General features: G+C 45.0%; 17 protein-coding genes and 1 pseudogene. 9 read left to right on the top strand and 9 right to left on the bottom strand.

Annotation, left to right across the window (positions count from 1 at the left end; genetic code table 11):
* Positions 1 to 96 precede the first annotated feature (96 nt).
* The 7 genes from DSM107010_RS09825 (at position 97) to DSM107010_RS09795 (ending at position 7,714) form a co-directional block, all read left to right on the top strand.
* Entirely contained in the window at positions 97 to 1,275 is a 1,179-nt protein-coding gene (locus DSM107010_RS09825) for a cysteine desulfurase family protein (RefSeq protein ID WP_127022853.1), read from the top strand.
* Between the two features lie 117 nt (positions 1,276 to 1,392).
* Positions 1,393 to 2,697: a DNA cytosine methyltransferase gene (locus DSM107010_RS09820; protein WP_199755465.1), complete on the top strand. Its 1,305-nt coding sequence runs from the start codon at positions 1,393 to 1,395 to the stop codon at positions 2,695 to 2,697.
* A 165-nt stretch (positions 2,698 to 2,862) separates the two neighbouring features.
* Entirely contained in the window at positions 2,863 to 3,573 is a 711-nt protein-coding gene (gene deoC / locus DSM107010_RS09815; RefSeq protein WP_106166651.1) for a deoxyribose-phosphate aldolase, read from the top strand.
* Positions 3,574 to 3,641: 68 nt separating this feature from the next.
* Positions 3,642 to 4,601 carry a DNA repair protein RecO gene (gene recO, locus DSM107010_RS09810; RefSeq protein ID WP_106166650.1) on the top strand — a complete coding sequence of 320 codons (960 nt, stop codon included), beginning with the start codon at positions 3,642 to 3,644 and terminating at the stop codon, positions 4,599 to 4,601.
* Positions 4,588 to 6,264 (top strand): MFS transporter, encoded by a 1,677-nt coding sequence (locus DSM107010_RS09805; protein ID WP_106166649.1) that lies wholly within the window; start codon positions 4,588 to 4,590, stop codon positions 6,262 to 6,264. The genes recO and DSM107010_RS09805 overlap by 14 nt, the downstream gene beginning before the upstream one ends.
* Positions 6,254 to 6,382 carry a hypothetical protein gene (locus DSM107010_RS42145; RefSeq protein ID WP_258183842.1) on the top strand — a complete coding sequence of 43 codons (129 nt, stop codon included), beginning with the start codon at positions 6,254 to 6,256 and terminating at the stop codon, positions 6,380 to 6,382. Before DSM107010_RS09805 ends, DSM107010_RS42145 begins: the two co-directional genes overlap by 11 nt.
* Positions 6,383 to 6,541: 159 nt before the next feature.
* Complete coding sequence (locus tag DSM107010_RS09795; protein WP_015152267.1) at positions 6,542 to 7,714, top strand: glycosyltransferase family 4 protein; 1,173 nt, start codon at positions 6,542 to 6,544, stop codon at positions 7,712 to 7,714.
* A 50-nt stretch (positions 7,715 to 7,764) separates the two neighbouring features.
* On the opposite strand, the gene secG is transcribed toward DSM107010_RS09795, so the two are convergent.
* The 3 genes from secG to DSM107010_RS09780 form a co-directional block, all read right to left on the bottom strand.
* Positions 7,765 to 7,998, bottom strand: coding sequence for a preprotein translocase subunit SecG (secG, locus tag DSM107010_RS09790; protein ID WP_127022850.1), 234 nt, complete (start codon positions 7,996 to 7,998; stop codon positions 7,765 to 7,767).
* 60 nt (positions 7,999 to 8,058) lie between these two features.
* Positions 8,059 to 9,657: a 2,3-bisphosphoglycerate-independent phosphoglycerate mutase gene (gene gpmI, locus DSM107010_RS09785; protein WP_106166647.1), complete on the bottom strand. Its 1,599-nt coding sequence runs from the start codon at positions 9,655 to 9,657 to the stop codon at positions 8,059 to 8,061.
* Between the two features lie 234 nt (positions 9,658 to 9,891).
* Positions 9,892 to 11,595, bottom strand: coding sequence for an ABC-F family ATP-binding cassette domain-containing protein (locus DSM107010_RS09780; RefSeq protein ID WP_106166646.1), 1,704 nt, complete (start codon positions 11,593 to 11,595; stop codon positions 9,892 to 9,894).
* 238 nt (positions 11,596 to 11,833) lie between these two features.
* Here DSM107010_RS09780 and DSM107010_RS09775 point away from each other — a divergent pair, with 238 nt between their 5' ends.
* Positions 11,834 to 12,064 (top strand): hypothetical protein, encoded by a 231-nt coding sequence (locus DSM107010_RS09775; protein ID WP_015152271.1) that lies wholly within the window; start codon positions 11,834 to 11,836, stop codon positions 12,062 to 12,064.
* Positions 12,065 to 12,296: 232 nt separating this feature from the next.
* On the opposite strand, the gene DSM107010_RS09770 is transcribed toward DSM107010_RS09775, so the two are convergent.
* Positions 12,297 to 12,788, bottom strand: coding sequence for a hypothetical protein (locus DSM107010_RS09770; RefSeq protein WP_199755464.1), 492 nt, complete (start codon positions 12,786 to 12,788; stop codon positions 12,297 to 12,299).
* Between the two features lie 5 nt (positions 12,789 to 12,793).
* Positions 12,794 to 13,768, bottom strand: coding sequence for a hypothetical protein (locus tag DSM107010_RS09765; RefSeq protein WP_106166645.1), 975 nt, complete (start codon positions 13,766 to 13,768; stop codon positions 12,794 to 12,796).
* 270 nt (positions 13,769 to 14,038) lie between these two features.
* On the opposite strand from DSM107010_RS09765, the pseudogene DSM107010_RS09760 reads away from it, so the two are divergent.
* Positions 14,039 to 14,620: pseudogene (locus DSM107010_RS09760) on the top strand (transposase).
* 265 nt (positions 14,621 to 14,885) lie between these two features.
* On the opposite strand, the gene prfA reads toward DSM107010_RS09760, so the two are convergent.
* The 4 genes from prfA to rplM all read right to left on the bottom strand — a co-directional run bounded on the left by prfA (position 14,886) and on the right by rplM (position 17,325).
* Positions 14,886 to 15,986, bottom strand: a complete 1,101-nt coding sequence (gene prfA / locus DSM107010_RS09755) for a peptide chain release factor 1 (RefSeq protein WP_015152273.1) — start codon at positions 15,984 to 15,986, stop codon at positions 14,886 to 14,888.
* A 109-nt stretch (positions 15,987 to 16,095) separates the two neighbouring features.
* On the bottom strand, positions 16,096 to 16,347 hold the full coding sequence (gene rpmE / locus DSM107010_RS09750; protein WP_015152274.1) for a 50S ribosomal protein L31: 252 nt from the start codon (positions 16,345 to 16,347) through the stop codon (positions 16,096 to 16,098).
* A gap of 103 nt (positions 16,348 to 16,450) precedes the next feature.
* Positions 16,451 to 16,873 carry a 30S ribosomal protein S9 gene (gene rpsI / locus DSM107010_RS09745; protein WP_015152275.1) on the bottom strand — a complete coding sequence of 141 codons (423 nt, stop codon included), beginning with the start codon at positions 16,871 to 16,873 and terminating at the stop codon, positions 16,451 to 16,453.
* Positions 16,873 to 17,325, bottom strand: a complete 453-nt coding sequence (rplM, locus tag DSM107010_RS09740; RefSeq protein WP_015152276.1) for a 50S ribosomal protein L13 — start codon at positions 17,323 to 17,325, stop codon at positions 16,873 to 16,875. The genes rpsI and rplM overlap by 1 nt, the downstream gene beginning before the upstream one ends.
* Positions 17,326 to 17,328 lie beyond the last annotated feature (3 nt).

The following is a 17,328-nucleotide window of genomic DNA, read 5'->3' as shown; positions in this document are numbered from 1 at the left end:
CAAGAGAGACAAGCGAGACAAGGGGGACAAGGGAGACAAGGGAGACTTCGCTAACTACCAACTACCAATTACCAATTACCAATTACCACTATTGCCATGTCTCGCCCAATTTACTTAGATTGCCACTCGACTACGCCGCTAGATGAAAGAGTTTTGCAGGCGATGTTGCCATATTTTCGGGAGCATTTTGGTAATCCATCGAGTAACAGCCACGCTTACGGCTGGGAAGCAGAGGCGGCGGTGAGACAAGCAAGGGAAATCTTGGCAGAGGCGATCGCGGCTACGCCAGAAGAAATTGTCTTTACGAGTGGAGCGACGGAAGCAAATAATTTAGCCATTAAAGGGGTGGCTGAGGCTTATTTTCAGAAAGGACGGCACATTATTACGCTAGCAACAGAGCATAATGCTGTTATCGACCCTAGCGAATATTTGCGATCGCTCGGTTTTGAAGTCACTTTTTTACCCGTGCAAATAGATGGGTTGATCGATCTAGAGAAATTAGAACAGGCTTTTCGTCCCGATACGATTTTAGTCTCGGTGATGGCAGCAAACAATGAAATTGGTGTATTGCAACCCTTGGCAGAGATTGGGAAAATGTGTCGCGATCGCCAAGTTTTATTTCATACTGATGCAGCGCAGGCGATCGGCAAAATTCCGCTCGACGTGCAGGCGATGCAGATCGATTTAATGTCGCTGACGGCGCACAAAGTTCATGGACCAAAAGGGATTGGTGCTTTGTACGTGCGACGGCGCAATCCTAGAGTCCAACTAGCACCACAGCTACACGGCGGCGGACAAGAACGGGGAATGCGTTCTGGGACTTTGTATACGCCGCAGATTGTTGGTTTTGGTCAAGCAGTCGCGATCGCTTTGGCAGAACGGGAGACAGAGGCAAAGCGCCAAATTCAATTGCGCGATCGGCTGTGGCAAAAGTTAAGCCAATTAGACGGGGTGTATTTAAACGGACATCCCAGCCAAAGGTTGCCTGGTAATTTAAACATTAGCGTCGAAGGAGTTGACGGTACTGCCCTACACTTGGGGTTACAGCCTGTTGTAGCGGTGTCTTCCGGCGCGGCTTGTTCTTCTGCCAAAACAGCCCCCTCTCACGTTTTACTCGCCTTGGGGCGCTTGGAAAAGCTAGCTTATGCCTCAATTCGATTTGGGATTGGGCGGTTTAATACTACAGAGGAGATCGATCGCGTAGCAGAACATGTTGTGGCGACAATCTCTAGCCTGCGGCGACAAAAGCAGTTATCAGCGATCGGCGATCGGTGAACAGTTAACAGTTATTGGTAAAGATGAATAGGAAAAAAAGACAAGCCACGGGCGATAATTGACTTCAAACTGTGGTGTGTTTGAACGTGGTGTGTTTGAACGTGGTGTGTTTGAACAATGGAAATGGATAGCGGACGACCTATCGGTGTAGATTTGTTTGCAGGTGTTGGTGGGATGACGCTTGGTTTTGAACAAGCAGGTTTTGATGTCCTGGCAGCTGTGGAAATCGATCCGATCCATTGTGCAACCCATCAGTTTAATTTTCCGTTTTGCAAGGTTTTATGTCAGAGTGTCACCGAAACTACAAGTACGGAAGTTAGAAGTTGTTCGGCAATAGGCGATCGCGATATTGATGTTGTATTCGGCGGTTCACCCTGTCAGGGATTTTCGTTAATCGGCAAACGCGCTTTAGACGATCCGCGTAATGCATTGGTACATCACTTTTTGCGATTGGTACTAGAGCTAAAACCAAAATATTTCGTATTTGAAAACGTACCAGGATTAACTATTGGCAATCATCGCCAATTTCTCTCAGAATTAATTGCAGCTTTTGGCGCTGGTGGATACGAAGTTAAAACAGATTATCGAGTTTTAAATGCGGCAAACTATGGTGTACCTCAAGATCGAGCCAGATTATTTCTGCTTGGCTGTCGTTACGGTTTACCTCTGCCTGAATATCCTCAACCGATAACGAAACCCTCGCTCTCTCGCAAGTCAAAATATATTTTAAATTTACCTCATTTAAAACCAACTCCCACAATTTGGGATGCCCTGTGCGACCTTCCAGTAGTAGAAATGTATCCAGAATTATTTCAGCAAGATTGGACGATCGTTGAGTACGGTAAACCCAGTCATTATAGTAGTAAAATGCGTAGTATTTTTGCTAACAATGATAACTATGCTGGCGATCGCCACTTCGATCTGCGCTTATTAACTTCTAGTTTGAGAACTCGACACGGTGACAATTCTATTGCTAGATTTGCTACTACCAATTGGGGGGAAGTAGAGCCAATCAGTCACTTTTATAAACTTGCACCTGAAGGTATTTGCAATACTTTAAGAGCTGGGACGGCGAGTAATTTGGGTGCTTTTACGTCACCCCGCCCGATTCATCCCTACAAGCCCAGATGTATTACTGTTAGAGAAGCTGCCCGATTGCATTCCTATCCCGACTGGTTTCGATTTCATCAGACGAAATGGCATGGTTTTCGCCAAGTGGGAAATTCTGTTCCACCGCTTTTAGCTCAAGCAATTGCTAGAGAAATTCTCCGCGTTTTAGGAATAGTTCCAGTTAAACCAAAAGAAACACAACAACTGGGATGCGATCGCCTACTGCAACTCAATATGACTCAAGCAGCGCGAATTTACGGTGTAGCGGCAAATGCGATCGCGCCAAGGTTAAGACAGAAGCGAAGAGAATGAGTGTTGTTTTCGGTATTGTTGACTGGAATTGGTAGGCTATTTGTTTCGCGCTAGCCAAGAGTTATGCGCGATCGTGCCAGTCAAAAACTTTAAATTAAAAAAACTTTAAATAATGTCTCGGAATTCTGATAAAACTTAAAACAGAGGTGACTGAGAGCAGCAGTGATGGTGGCAGCAGCAGACTACCGCGAGATTGACATTGCCCCATTAATCGACCATACCTTGCTGATTCCAACGGCAACACCCGCCCAAGTGGAACAGTGGTGTATGGAAGCAGACAGATTTGGATTTGCCGCAGTATGTATCAACCCTGTCTACGTGCGGCAAGCAGCAGAACTACTCCACGGCAAAAAACCGAAAGTCTGTACGGTGATTGGCTTTCCTACCGGAGCCACGACATCAGCCGTGAAGTTATACGAAGCGCAAGAAGCAGCCGACAGCGGGGCAACTGAATTAGATGTCGTCATCAATTTGGGCTGGCTTAAAGCTGAGAAAACAGAAGCACTACACCGAGAAATAGCCGAAATTTGCGAAGAAACGGGGCAAACAGTCAAAGTTATTTTAGAAACTACCCTTCTGACAGAGGCAGAAAAACGACTTGCCGCAGATATATGTATGGATGCGGGGGCAGCGTTTCTCAAAACAAGTACGGGATGGAATGGGGGTGCAACAGTGGCGGATGTGCGCTTGCTCAAAGAAATTGCTAAGGAACGAGTCGGTATTAAGGCATCGGGAGGAATTCGCACTATAGACCAGGCAATAGAGCTAATATTGGCAGGGGCGACGCGATTGGGTACATCTCGCAGCGTCGATCTACTCCGCCAGCGCGATAACCTGGAAAAAGGCAGTTATCAGCGAACAGTTATCAGTGACTAGTGACTGGTGGCTAGTGAATAGAATTGCTCCCTTGTCTCTTTATCTCCTAACACCTAACTCTTTCCTAGATGAGTCGTACCTACAAAGCCACCGGAATTAATTTAAAGAGTATGCCTTTGGGCGAGGCGGATCGGTTGCTGACGATTTTGACTCAGGAGTTTGGTTTGATCCGAGCTGTTGCGCCTGGGGTGAGAAAGCAAAATTCCAAGATTGGTGGTAGAAGCGGGTTGTTTGTCGTCAACGAACTGTTGATTGCTCAGGGGCGATCGCTCGATAAAATTACTCAAGCTGAGACCATAGAGTCATACCCTGCTCTGAGTCAAGATTTAGGTAAGCTCGCAGCTAGCCAGTATTTGGCAGAAATGGCGATGTGTCAAGCTTTGAGCGAACAACCCCAAACTGAATTATTTTTCTTGCTCAACGAGCATCTCAAACGCCTAGAGCAATTGCCTAAATCTGCGGGATCTTCGACTTTAGCTCACTTATGCCATGCAGCGTTTCATCTGTTGGCTTTGGCAGGGGTTGCGCCTCAAGTTCAAGCTTGTTCTTTAACGGCAAATTCCCTGACTCCAGATTTTTCTACTCCTAACTGGCAAGTAGGATTTAGTACCTCAGCAGGGGGAACGGTAAATTTGTCTGCTTGGGAAAATGCCACGGCTATAGGCAAAAACAGCGATCGCAACAAATCTATAAAATCTGATGATGTTACTAATACCAATATTTTGCCACCCACGGGCAGAGTGGCAGAGGCGATGGGTACGGGTTATCGGGCGATCGCCCACAAACAAGAGAAACTCGTACTCGATCGGCGGATAAATGCCGCAGAACTAGCTTTATTGCAACAACTGTCTCAGGCTAATTTACCTGCGATCGCCGTTCTGGATCGCCATAACTGGCTGTCAATCGAACGCATTTTGCGTCAGTACGTACAGTATCACTTCGGTCGCCCCATTCGGTCAGCTGCCCTGATCGATAGTTATTTTGCTTCCCTGCCGAGTCCTTTAACAGAAGATCATGCAACCGTCTGATTTAGATACAAGAAATACCAAGCCATCCGCTTCTCAGGCTAATTCCCTCAGAAGTCAAGTTGGAGGTCACGCTGCTAATTCGCGGTCTACGCCATCTACGCCCAAATATCTATTTAGTAAAAAGCAAATATCTCATAATTCTGTAGCTGAAAGCACAAATATTCCAGAAAAAACATACACTCAAGAAAAAAGCGAATTTTCTATGGGAGAGGCAGACGACAAGCTGCCAAAAATAGAGCAGTTAAATGAAACTGTCAGAAATGGCGTAATGACAAAAATGCCAGCAAGTCAAGATAGCGCGATCGCCACGGAGTCGGGTGGCTCAAACGGCAGTTCTCAAGAGTATGGAGACGAGCCGCCATCAGATGAGTCACAAGGATTTTTGCCCGTTTTGCGCAACCGCAATTTTCTCTCTTTGTGGAGCGGTCAAGTCTTTTCTCAACTTGCCGATAAAGTTTATTTAGTGATGACGATCGCCATCATTTCCAGTCGCTTTCAAGCCAGCGATCAAAGTATCAGCGGGTGGGTTTCGGCGATTATGATGGCTTTTACCATCCCCGCAGTCTTATTTGGCTCAGTTGCAGGGGTATTTGTCGATCGATGGTCGAAAAAGATTGTACTTGTAGTGACAAACTTGCTACGGGGCGTTTTTGTGTTGTCAGTCCCATTTCTGCTGTGGTTCACGCAAGACTGGCATTCAATTTTTAATTTGCCCGTAGGCTTTGCAATTCTTTTAGGATTATCGTTTGCGATCTCGACACTGACACAGTTCTTTGCTCCAGCCGAACAAGCAGCAATTCCTTTAGTCGTGGAGCGAAGACACTTACTCTCAGCTAACTCGCTTTATACCACGACAATGATGGCTTTGGTGGTTGTGGGATTTGCGGTAGGAGAACCATTACTGGCGATCGCCGATACAATTACCGATCGGATTGGGATCGGTACGGGTATGGGTAAGGAAATCGTTGTTGGCGGGAGTTACGCGATCGCCGGACTGATTTTATTTCTTCTCAAAACTGGCGAGAGCCTACCCGATAGCGATCGAGAACCGCCCCACGTTTTGCAAGATCTACGTGATGGACTCAGCTATCTCAAACATAATCGTCGCGTCCGCAATGCCCTCCTCCAGCTAATCATTCTATTTTCCATCTTTGCCGCTCTAACCGTGCTTGCCGTGCGGCTAGCAGAAGTCATTCCAGGGTTAAAATCTTCTCAATTTGGCTTTTTGTTAGCGGCTGGCGGAGTTGGAATTGCCTCTGGTGCAACTCTCCTCGGTCAATTCGGTCAACGCTTTTCCCACGCTCAATTAAGTTTGTGGGGTTCTGTGGGCGTAGCAGCCTCCTTAGTCGGTCTATCGATGTTCTCCCACCAACTGTGGTTTGCTTTAGCATTGATTGCGCTACTAGGGGCTTGTGCTGCCTTAGTAGCGATCCCCATGCAGACCACAATTCAAAAAGAGACTCCGCCTGACATGCATGGTAAAGTCTTTGGTCTCCAAAATAACGCCATCAATATTGCTTTGTCTCTACCGCTAGCACTGGCTGGTTTAGCAGAGACATTAATTGGTTTACAGGCAGTTTTTCTAAGTTTAGCCGTAATCGCGATCGCAGGAGGTCTCTTAACCTGGTATATTTGCCGTACAGAGACCCAGATTGTTAGTTAGTTATCAACGAGAGGCTTTGGGGGGAATTAAGGGAGCAGGGACGAGCTGGGAGCAGGGAGCAGGGGAAAGAGAGCTGAGGGAGCGATCGGGAACTGAGGGAGCTGAGGGAGAGAATTGACTCACCACACCCCACACCCCACAACGCCAGTTGCTACAACGGGGGAAACCCCCGCACCGCAATGGCTCCCCCACATCCCATACCCCACACCCTACACCTCACACCCGACTCCCAACTCCCTAAGTCTCTTACTAGATCGGAAAATCGAGCCGCAACCGAATGCATATTGCCTGGATTGGAAAAAAATCACCCTTTTGTGGCAATGTTACTTACAGTCGAGAAGTTACTAATGCCTTGCTAGACCGAGGAAATCAGGTTAGTTTTCTTCACTTCACTCAAGAAGAAGAAGAAGCTAAGCGGGATAATTGGCCCGACTGCCCAGAAGTCCCTCTACCTTTCCTCTATAAGTCTCAAGTCTATACAATCCCGACTTTAGGGGCAACAAAGGTTTTAACTCAGTCGCTACGGGAGTTAAAACCAGATTTAGTTCATGCATCTTTAACGCTATCTCCCCTAGATTTCATCCTGCCAGAGATTTGCGAGGAGCTGAACCTACCCCTTATTGCAACTTTCCACACTCCCTATGCTGGTAAAGGGGCAAAACTCGTATCGGGTACTCAATTGCTGGCATATCAACTGTATGCTCCATTTTTAATCAACTACGATCGCGTTATCGTTTTTTCGGAAGTCCAGCGAGAGTTGTTTGCCAAAATGGGTTTGACTGCTGACAAAGTAGCAGTGATCCCCAACGGCGTAGACGTAGAGAAATATAGTCCTGGGACTTCACGTATCAAGCAAGAATTCCACGCCGAACGACTATTCGTCTATCAAGGTCGAATTGCTGCGGAAAAAAATATCGAAGCATTGCTTCGCGCCTGGAAGCAAGCGGATATGAAACCTAGTAGTAAATTGCTTATGGTAGGTGATGGTCCCCTTACCGCTTCTTTACGACCTTTCTACAGCGCAGAATTTGGCATTTACTGGTTAGGATATATTGCCGATGAAAATCGACGGTTGGAGATTTTGCGTGGTAGCGATGTGTTTGTTTTGCCGTCTTTGGTAGAGGGATTGTCAATTTCTTTGTTAGAGGCAATGGCTTGTGGTCTGGCATGTTTAGCTACAAATGTGGGTGCAGATGGGGAAGTGTTAGAGAATGGCGCTGGTGTAGTCCTCACTCCCAGGCGCGTCACGTCACAATTATCAACTCTGCTACCTTTGTTTCAAGATCATCCAGAACTTACCATCTTACTAGGGCAAAAAGCGCGACAGCGAGTATTAGAGCGCTATACCCTGAGTCAGAATATCGACCGGCTAGAGCAGCTTTATGACAGCGTATTGTCACAACGGCAAAGTTCAAAAATTTTCAGTTCTAAGTTTCGCGCTCGACTATAGATAAGACTATAGATAAATTGTAGAGGCGTTCCCGGGAACGCCTCTACAATTTATCTATTCAACCAACCAGCACTTAGAACTACTGTTAAACCTAAAAACGTCACTACCAATGCCCAAGTAACGCGGTTTAGGGTTGTTTCGGCGCTTTTGGTACTGCTAAATAACTGTGCCTGACCGCCGATTGCACCGATCTCATCACCTTTAGGACTGTGCAGTAATACCAAAACAATCAAACCCACGGCAGAGAATGCCCAGATAGCTTCAAGAACTGTAGTAACTGTCATAGTGCGAATTAGCTCGGATAGCGCAAAAAAAGTGTAGCTTACTTGCTTACTTATTTAACTTTACCAGCCCATTCTGACAGGAGTACGGGAAGATTGTACTTCATACATAGCTGGGGCGATTAAAGATTGACCAGTCATCTCGGCTGGTTGTGGCAGTTGCAAGATTTCTAGAATTGTCGGTGCGAGATCGGCAAGCTTGCCATCACTTCTGAGCGTTACTTCTGTACCGTAACCGGGGATCTTTGCTTTTTCACCTTCAATTAAAATGAAGGGGACTGGATTAGTCGTGTGTGCCGTCCAAGGATTTCCCTGTTCGTCGCGGAGGGATTCAGCATTACCGTGATCGGCTGTGACTAATGCCGTGCCTCCTACTTGAGCGATCGCCTCCAATAACCGTCCCAAGCATCGATCGACAGTTTCAACTGCTTCTACAGTCGCACCTATATCACCTGTATGACCTACCATATCAGGGTTGGCATAGTTCATGACTACCAGGGAGTAAACTTGTTGCTTTATTGCAGCGATCGCTACATCAGTCACCGCCTCAGCGGACATGGCTGGCGCTTTGTCGTAAGTCGCTACCATCGGACTCATCACCATTTCCCGATCTTCACCTGCAAATGGGTCTTCTAAGCCGCCATTGAAGAAGTAAGTGACATGGGCGTATTTTTCTGTCTCTGCGGTGCGAAACTGCTTGAGTCCATGCTGGGAGATGACTTCGCCTAAAATGTTATCGAGATTCTGCGGCTCAAAAGCGATGGGGACGGAAAGTTCGGAGTCGTATTGCGTAAACGTGAGAAATGATAAAGGCTCGATCTGCTGCCGTTCAAAGCCGTCAAAGTCTGGCTTGACAAAAGCATAAGTGAGCTGTCTGGCGCGATCGGGGCGAAAATTGTAAAAGACTACGCCATCACCTGGGTCTACCGCTCCCGGAGCGATGCGGGTAGGGATGACAAATTCATCAGTGACTCCCTCATCGTAGGAAGCTTGTAAGACCTCAACTGCCGATCGCCCGTCGCCTACACCGTCTTGAGTCATCACATCGTAAGCACGTTTAACGCGATCCCAACGGCGATCGCGATCCATTGCATAGTAACGACCGCTTAGAGTGACGATCTGACCAACACCAATTGAATCTGCGTGTTCTTGAATCTGTTTGAGAGCTTCCACGCCTTCTGTAGGTGTTGTATCGCGTCCATCCGTAATTGCATGGATGCATACTTGAGCGATCTCTTGCGCCTTTGCTAAGTCTAGCAATCCTAACAAGTGGCTTAAATGAGAGTGTACCCCACCTTCCGAGCATAAGCCGATTAGGTGCAGTTTACCATTTCTGTTTTTGACTTCTCGGCATAACTGAGCGATCGCGACGTTTTGCCCAATTGAACCATCTTCGACCGCGTCTGTAATTCTAACCAATTCTTGCGGTACAACTCGCCCTGCACCAATATTCAGGTGTCCGACTTCCGAGTTGCCCATTTGACCCTCTGGCAACCCTACTGCTTTGCCTGAAGTGCGAATTAGAGTTCTTGGATAGACTGCCCAGAGGCTATCCATTACAGGAGTTTTTGCAGATGAAATCGCGTTACCGTCTGCTGCCTCGCGATAACCCCATCCGTCTAATATCACTAGCACCACGGGAGCAACAGGTGCTTGGGTCATACGATGTTACCCTTTACTTTTGTTAACTCACCCGTCATGATACCACTACCGATCGTCTCTGCAAGGGTTTTTTTGCTGATTTTGTCATTTTCTCTACTATATCTTTCAGCTTTTCTAATGGGGATCGCCTTCTGGAAGGGGTGAGGAGTGAGGAGTGAGGAGTGAGGGAATTTTGGATTTTGGATTGTAATTCCGAATGCTCCCTTGTCTCCCTTGTCTCCCTTGTCTTTTTTTCTAACCCCTACTCCCTTTCTTAGCGGCAGCTTTAGCGGCTTTGGCGGCTTTTTTAGCAGCTTGCTCGGCAGCAATCGCAGCTTGTCTTTCCTGTTCTCGTTCTTCTGCTAATTTATTTTGGTAGTAATGGTAATCTCCCAAATAAACTCGAAATTCTCCATCGCGAATTTCAATAATTTTGTTGGCAACTTGAGAGATGAAGTAGCGATCGTGAGAAACGATCAGTACCGTACCATCGTAGTTTTGAATTGCTTCTTCCAGCATTTCTTTCGCTGGAATATCTAAATGATTTGTTGGCTCGTCTAAAATCAATAAATTTGCTGGACGTAACAGCATTTTTGCTAAGGCAAGACGGGCTTTTTCGCCTCCACTTAAGGCTGCAACTTTTTTAAATACCGTGTCCCCGCTAAATAAAAATCTTCCTAACAACGTGCGAACTTCTTCATTCGTCCAGTCGGGAACTTCATCATGGATTGTTTCCATGACGGTTTTGTTTAAATCTAAGGCTTCTGCTTGATTCTGCTCAAAATAGCTGGGAATCACGTTATGAGCGCCCAGTTCGACTACTCCTTCTGTCGGTTCCTCCATTCCCGTAATCAGACGCAGTAATGTAGATTTACCCGCACCATTGGGACCGAGAAAAGCAATGCGATCGCCTCTTTCTATTAAGAGGTTTCCACCTAAAAATAAGATTTTGTCGTCGTATATATGGGTTAAATCTTGAATTTTCACCACTTCTCGTCCGCTACGGGGTGCGGGTGGAAAGCGAAAATGCAGGGTTTTTAAGTCAGATATCGGTGCTTCGACACGCTCGATTTTATCTAATTGTTTTTCGCGGCTTTTTGCTTGTGTACTGCGAGTAGCACTAGCTCTGAATTTATCGACAAAGGCTTGCTGTTTGTCAAGTTCTTTCTGTTGCCGTTCGTATGCACTTTGTTGTGCTTCCTTAGCTTCAAATTTTTGTTGTAGATAAATCGAATAGTTACCTAAATATGTGGTGGAAACCCCTCTTTCAGTTTCGACAATTTGAGTGCAAAGACGATCGAGAAATTCGCGATCGTGAGAAACAATTACCATCGGTGTAATTAACCCTTTCAGGTAATTTTCCAACCACTCAATAGTTTCTAAATCTAAATGGTTAGTTGGCTCGTCTAGCAGTAATAAATCGGGCTTTTGTAGTAAAATCTTTCCCAAACTCATTCGCATCTGCCAACCGCCACTAAAAGCGCTGACAAGGCGATCGCCATCTCCTGGTTCAAATCCCAGCTCTGGCAAGATTTTATCGATTTGCGCCTCCAAGCTGTAACCATCCAAAGCTTCAAACTGGCGCTGGAAGCGATCCATTTGTCGCAGAAGTTTATCTAATTCTTCGGGTGTTGCGGTTTCTAACTGATGTTGTACGTTTGTCAAACTTTCATGAACTTCGTTTGCCTCAACAAAGGCACGCCAGAATTCTTCCTTTACAGTACGAGTTGGATCTACTTCAAATTCTTGGGTTAAGTATGCTATGTGTAAACTAGCAGGACGAATCACCTCTCCAGTGGTTGGCTCAATCTCTCCAGCAATTATTTTCAGTTGGGTAGACTTGCCTGCTCCGTTGACACCTACTAAACCGATGCGATCGCCTGCTTTGACTTCCCAATTCACATCTTTGAGGACTTCACCAGTAGGATAAATTTTACTAATGTGTTCCAGTCGCAGCATTCATTATCTCCAGGGGCGATCGCTTCATCGACATCGTAACAAAATTTAATGGCGAAATGTAGGGTACGTTCTTCAAGACAGGGGAAAGATTTTGAGAATCTTAATTTCTGGGTTGAAGTCACCTAAGATGACTAACATGATTGACGCGCAGCCCTCACACCTCTATATTGAATTATCTTCATTAGGCTGTTGGTACGCAAATTCGGTGCATCAAATTGATTCAAACAAGGAATAACAAATGAGCTTGTATGATGAGACAATTTCCAAAATTCTCCAACTGCCAGAACCGCTTGTTAAGGAAGTAAGTCATTTTGTAGACTCTTTGCGACTAGACAAAGATAACACTCGCTCGGCTTTATGGATGCAATCTACGGAAGCATTGAAAATTAGCACTTCAGATTTATCAGATTATTCAAGGAATCCAGAAGAGTACGAAACACGTTTGGCGCGGGGAGAGATTCAGCAGTAGTTTGTGGTTGGTTGGATGGGGAGGAGGCGATCGCTCTACTTGGGTTCGTGGTAGCGATCGGAATTTCCAACGTCAAATTTATTCGTGTTGGTAATAAATCAGTTAGGGCGCATAGATGTAGGGGCGCATAAATGATGTAGGGGCGCACAGCTGTGCGCCCCTACAAGATCTGTATTATTTCAAAATATCCATCGTGCGTCCATACAAAATCTGTATTATTTCAATATGTATATCAAAATGTCCATTTGTGATTTGGATCGTCTAGCGCCGCTTTTACTGAAGCTAAATTAGCAAGTTCTTTAAATGGGCTAGATTTAGCTATTTCTGTAATTGAATGTAAGGCTACTTCTAGTTCCTCGTTATTACCTGTTATAATCGCGCGATCGACTACATTGAACAAAGCCCGAAAATTTTCTGCTCGTTCGTCAAACGAGCGATTGAGATATCCTATCAATATTTCTCGTTGAGCGTTAATTTTCGCGATAGTAGTTTTTTCCCACGCCTCAATTTCACGCCGCTTTGTCTGCTCTTGTTCGGTAATTTCTTTGTAGTTTATATACGCTGAAACCGCTGTCCCTATAAACGTCGTTCTCTCCCAAGCTGTAATTTCACGCCGCCTAATTTCTTGTTGTTCTGTAACTTGCTGATAATCTGAAACAATGCTAGATAAACATTGTGCTGCTTCAAGCGCAGTTAATACTGCGCCAATATATTGCAAAGGCATTTTTACTAAACTCCTAGATAACGGTACTTAGCGTGGACAGTCACGGCATCCTGATTCAATAGTCCTTTTTTGTCTAAAATAGGTGTTTTTATAATTTCTGTAAGTGCTTTTATTAAAAGCCCTAGCTGCTGAAATTTACAAGCATCCCTATCTTTGTTAAATGATGGCATTGATTCAAGTTCATTAAGACCAAAAACAGCTCGATCGTTAAGCAATTTAACTAAATGCCTTAATTCAAAAATTTGCCGTTTTACTTGTTGCACGAAATCTCTAGCTGCTTCAATTTTGGCAATTTCAGTATTAACTTTGGCTTCATACTCTCGTGCTTTTGTTAAAGCTTCCTCACCCTTACCAGCAAGCTGAAAACCGATAATAGATAAAGCAGAACCGAGCGTAATTCCTCCTAGAACAAGATTTCCAGCCGCCATACTACCGCTACCTAACCATGTCATTGTTGCGTCCCATGCAGCAACACCACTCAATTGAGAAATACCTACTTCAGTAGCCCACAAACCAAAAAATCTTGTAACCGTAACAGTTCCAACAGATCTTGCGATTGTAATTGTCCCAGAACTTACTGCTGCACCTGTAACTGCTGCTGATAAACCGCCTTTAACCCACTCTTCAGCCTCTATAGCCATAACTTGATACTGTTTGAGCTGCTGAATTGAAATTTCTAGTCCTTCTAAAATCTGCCGATCGCTTTGCGAAGCTTGCTGACCAATTCGCCGCTCGATAAAATCAACAAAACGTCCAACTGTGCGCATTTTGATATCAATCTGAAGTTGACTGTACTCCTCTGCTATCTGGTTAGCAGTTTCCCAGTCTGCTTGCAATTGACTAACTTTACTTTTGTAGCGTTTTTGAGCGCGTTCACCAATTTTTTTTGCTAGATCCATATCAGCCATACCTGCGACACACGCAAGCCCACCAAAAGCTGTAGTACCTAAAGCAATAGCACCAAGAATAATTGGAATCACAAAGACTCCTATTTTTATTTATATACAACTAGGCGCACAACTGTGCGCTCCTACAAATATGTTCTGCGTACTGCTAAGAATCACTAAATATCTTCTTAATTTACATGCTAATAATTTATAAAATTTGAGCTTTGAATGAAGGTAATTAAAAGCTTATATAAAGTCGAGCGATCGAGATTATGTTTAATAAATTACTGCGGGCATATTGTAGGGGCGCACAGATGTGCGCCCCTACAAGCCATGTATTACATCCAATGAAAAAAGCTAACAATGACCTCGTATAATTCCAAAATTCATCGCCGTCAGTCTATTCGTTTACGTGGTTATGATTATTCTCAAGCAGGTGCTTACTTTATCACCATTTGTACCTACCAAAAAGAATGTATATTTGGCGAAGTTGTGAATTGTCAAATGCACTTGAATAAAGTTGGATGTATAGTAGCTGAAGAATAGTTGCGATCGCCCACAATTCGACCAGGAATTGAATTAGATGAATGGGTTATCATGCCTAATCACATACACGCGATCGTTGTATTCACCTCTTCTGTAGGAATATCAGATCTAGGAGGGGCGCACAGCTGTACGCCCCTACCCGATGACACATCTCTACAAAAGATGCTATGTCGGAAACCGCGTTCTCTATCGTCATTGATTGCTGGGTTTAAGTCAGCTACTACTAAACGGATCAACGAAATACGTCAGACTCAAACAATACCTGTCTGGCAGCGAAATTATTATGAACAAATTATTCGAGATGAAGCATCTCTAAATAAAATTCAGCAATACATTATAAATAATCCTTCTAATTGGCTCTACGACTCAGAAAATCTAGGTAATCCTGCTTCACAGTAATATAGCTATTTTCTATTGTATGAAATATCAGATCTGTAGGGGCGCACAGCTGTACGTCCCTACAAATATATGGTAATCAAAAGAAAATTGATAAAGATTGCGATCGCACTTCCTCCCTCCACAAATTCCAAAGCGCGATCGCATTTTCCCACCACGGGGAGCTTCTGTGGCAAAGTCTCACATACCAAAAAAATTAACCCTCCCTAAACTTAGGAAGGATTATGCAATCATATTTTACCCTACCAAACCAAGCGCGATCGCCTTCTTAAGCACCCGCACTCGATGCAGCTAACTCTGCTAACTGTTCCTGCTGATCCTGGGCGATACAATCTTGAATAATTGTTTCTATGTCACCTTCTAGGACTGGGTTCAGAGAATAATTCTGTCCCAAACGATGATCTGTGACCCGATTATCTTTGTAGTTGTAGGTGCGAATCTTCTCCGATCGCGAACCCGTTCCAACTTGCGATCGCCGCATGGAAGTAACAGCTTCTTGTTGTTCCCGCAGCTTCATTTCGTACAATTTAGCTCGCAAGATTTGCATTGCCCGTTCTTTGTTTTGTAACTGGCTGCGTTCTTCCGTACAGAAAATCCGAATTCCCGTTGGTTTGTGGAATAAGTCTACCGCTGTCTCCACCTTGTTAACATTTTGACCGCCAGCACCGCCAGAACGAGCTGTTTTCATTTCAATCTCAGTCGGATCGATGTGAATTTCAACGTCATCCACTTCTGGCATCACCGCGACAGTAGCAGTAGATGTGTGAACTCGTCCCCCTGCTTCCGTGACTGGTACGCGCTGAACGCGGTGAACCCCTGCTTCAAACTTGAGTTTGCTGTAGACAGAATCGCCCTGAATTTCTAGCACTGCTTCTTTAAATCCGCCCATTTCTGCCAGAGATTCGCTCACTAGCTTGACGCGCCAGTTTTGAGTTTCGGCATAGCGGGAATACATTCTAATTAAATCTCCAGCCCAGATACTTGCTTCATCGCCACCAGTACCTGCCCGAATTTCTAACATAATATTCTTGTCATCGTTCGGGTCGCGGGGTAGCAGCAAAACCTTCAAGCGCGTTTCTAGCTGTTCCAACTGCGCTTCTAATTCCTGCACCTCCAAAGCTGCCATTTCCTGCAACTCTGGATCGCTAGCTGCTTCTTTTAAAACTTGACGCGCTCCTTTAAGCTCTTCCTGAGCGGTTTTCCAAGTTTCATAAGTATTGACGACTTCTTCAAAAGAAGAACGAGCCTTCGCGACCCGATGCATCTCTACCGGATCGGTAGCAATATCTGGGTCGGCAAGGCGACGAGTCAATTCATTGTAGGTTTGCTCGACTGATTTGAGCTTATTTAGCAGGTAAGGTTCCGCCATAATTGCGATCGCTCAGCAAATAGTAGATTGGGTCATATACGAAAATTTTAGACTTCAGATTTTTCTAACTTAAATCCAAAATCTAAAATCCAAAATTGAACTGACCGCGCTACTTCTTCTTGGGCTTTCCTTCTGTATTGCCTGCTTGGGAGGAATCCATCATGCCGTATTTTCTCAAGAAGCGTTCTACGCGCCCTTCAGTATCGATAATCTTTTGAGTTCCAGTATAGAACGGGTGATTGCCAGACCAGACATCAACGTGGAGTTCTGGCTTGGTCGAACCAACAGTCATTACTAGTTCCCCGTTGCAGTAAACCTTAGCTTCGGGATACCACTGCGGATGAATATCTGGTTTTGCCATCTTTTTTTCCTATTTTTCTAATCTTATTGTAGCTTTTGGCTGGTAATAGCTAGTAAGTAATAGGCAACTACCAATTACCCATTACCAATTACCCATTACCAATTTATCGCTTCGAGAATTGAGGAGCTTTCCGTGCTTTATGTAAGCCGTATTTCTTCCGTTCTTTAGCTCTGGGATCGCGAGTTAAATAACCCTCTTTCTTCAGATGCAAGCGATTTTCTGGCTCCAATTGACAAAGGGCGCGGGCAACTCCTAAACGAATTGAATCGGCTTGTCCGGTTAAGCCGCCGCCGTGAGCGTTTACGAGAATGTCGTATTCGTTCTCTAGACCTAGCGTCTCTAGAGGTGCTTTAGCGGCTGCAAGGTAGCTGGCATTGAATTGAAAATATAAGTCGCCAGCTTTACCATTGACGACGAGTTGACCGTTACCTGGAACTAGACGAACTCTAGCTACAGACGCTTTGCGTCGTCCTGTACCCCAGTACATGACTCGCCCGTTAGTGGCAGGGGTTTGTGTTGCTTGCATTACTTGTCTCCTGGGATGGTTTGAATTTTAATTGCTTCTGGTTTCTGTGCTTGATGGGGATGTTCTGCACCAGCGTAGACTTTGAGCTTAGTAAAGAGTTGTCTGCCCAAGCTATTTTTTGGCAGCATACCTTTAACAGCTTGTTCTACAATGCGCTCTGGTATCCGTGCTTGAAGTTGAGCAAAGGTTTCGGTTTTCATTCCGCCAGGTCTTCCAGAATGACGGCGGTAAACTTTTTGACTGCGTTTTTTCCCTGTAACTTTGATCTTCTCAGCGTTAACAACGATGACAAAATCACCAGTATCCATATGTGGAGTAAATTCTGGCTTATTTTTGCCTCGCAAAATATTAGCAATTTCAGTGGCGAGCCTGCCTAAACGCTGGTCAGCGGCATCGACCAGATACCACTGCTGATTAATCGTATCTTGAGGGGGGATGTAGGTTTTGGTCATGGT

Source organism: Chroococcidiopsis cubana SAG 39.79 (assembly GCF_003991895.1).
GTDB classification, from domain to species: domain Bacteria; phylum Cyanobacteriota; class Cyanobacteriia; order Cyanobacteriales; family Chroococcidiopsidaceae; genus Chroococcidiopsis; species Chroococcidiopsis thermalis.
Note: the sequence above shows the minus strand (reverse complement) of the source record. Positions and strands in the feature narration are given on the sequence as shown.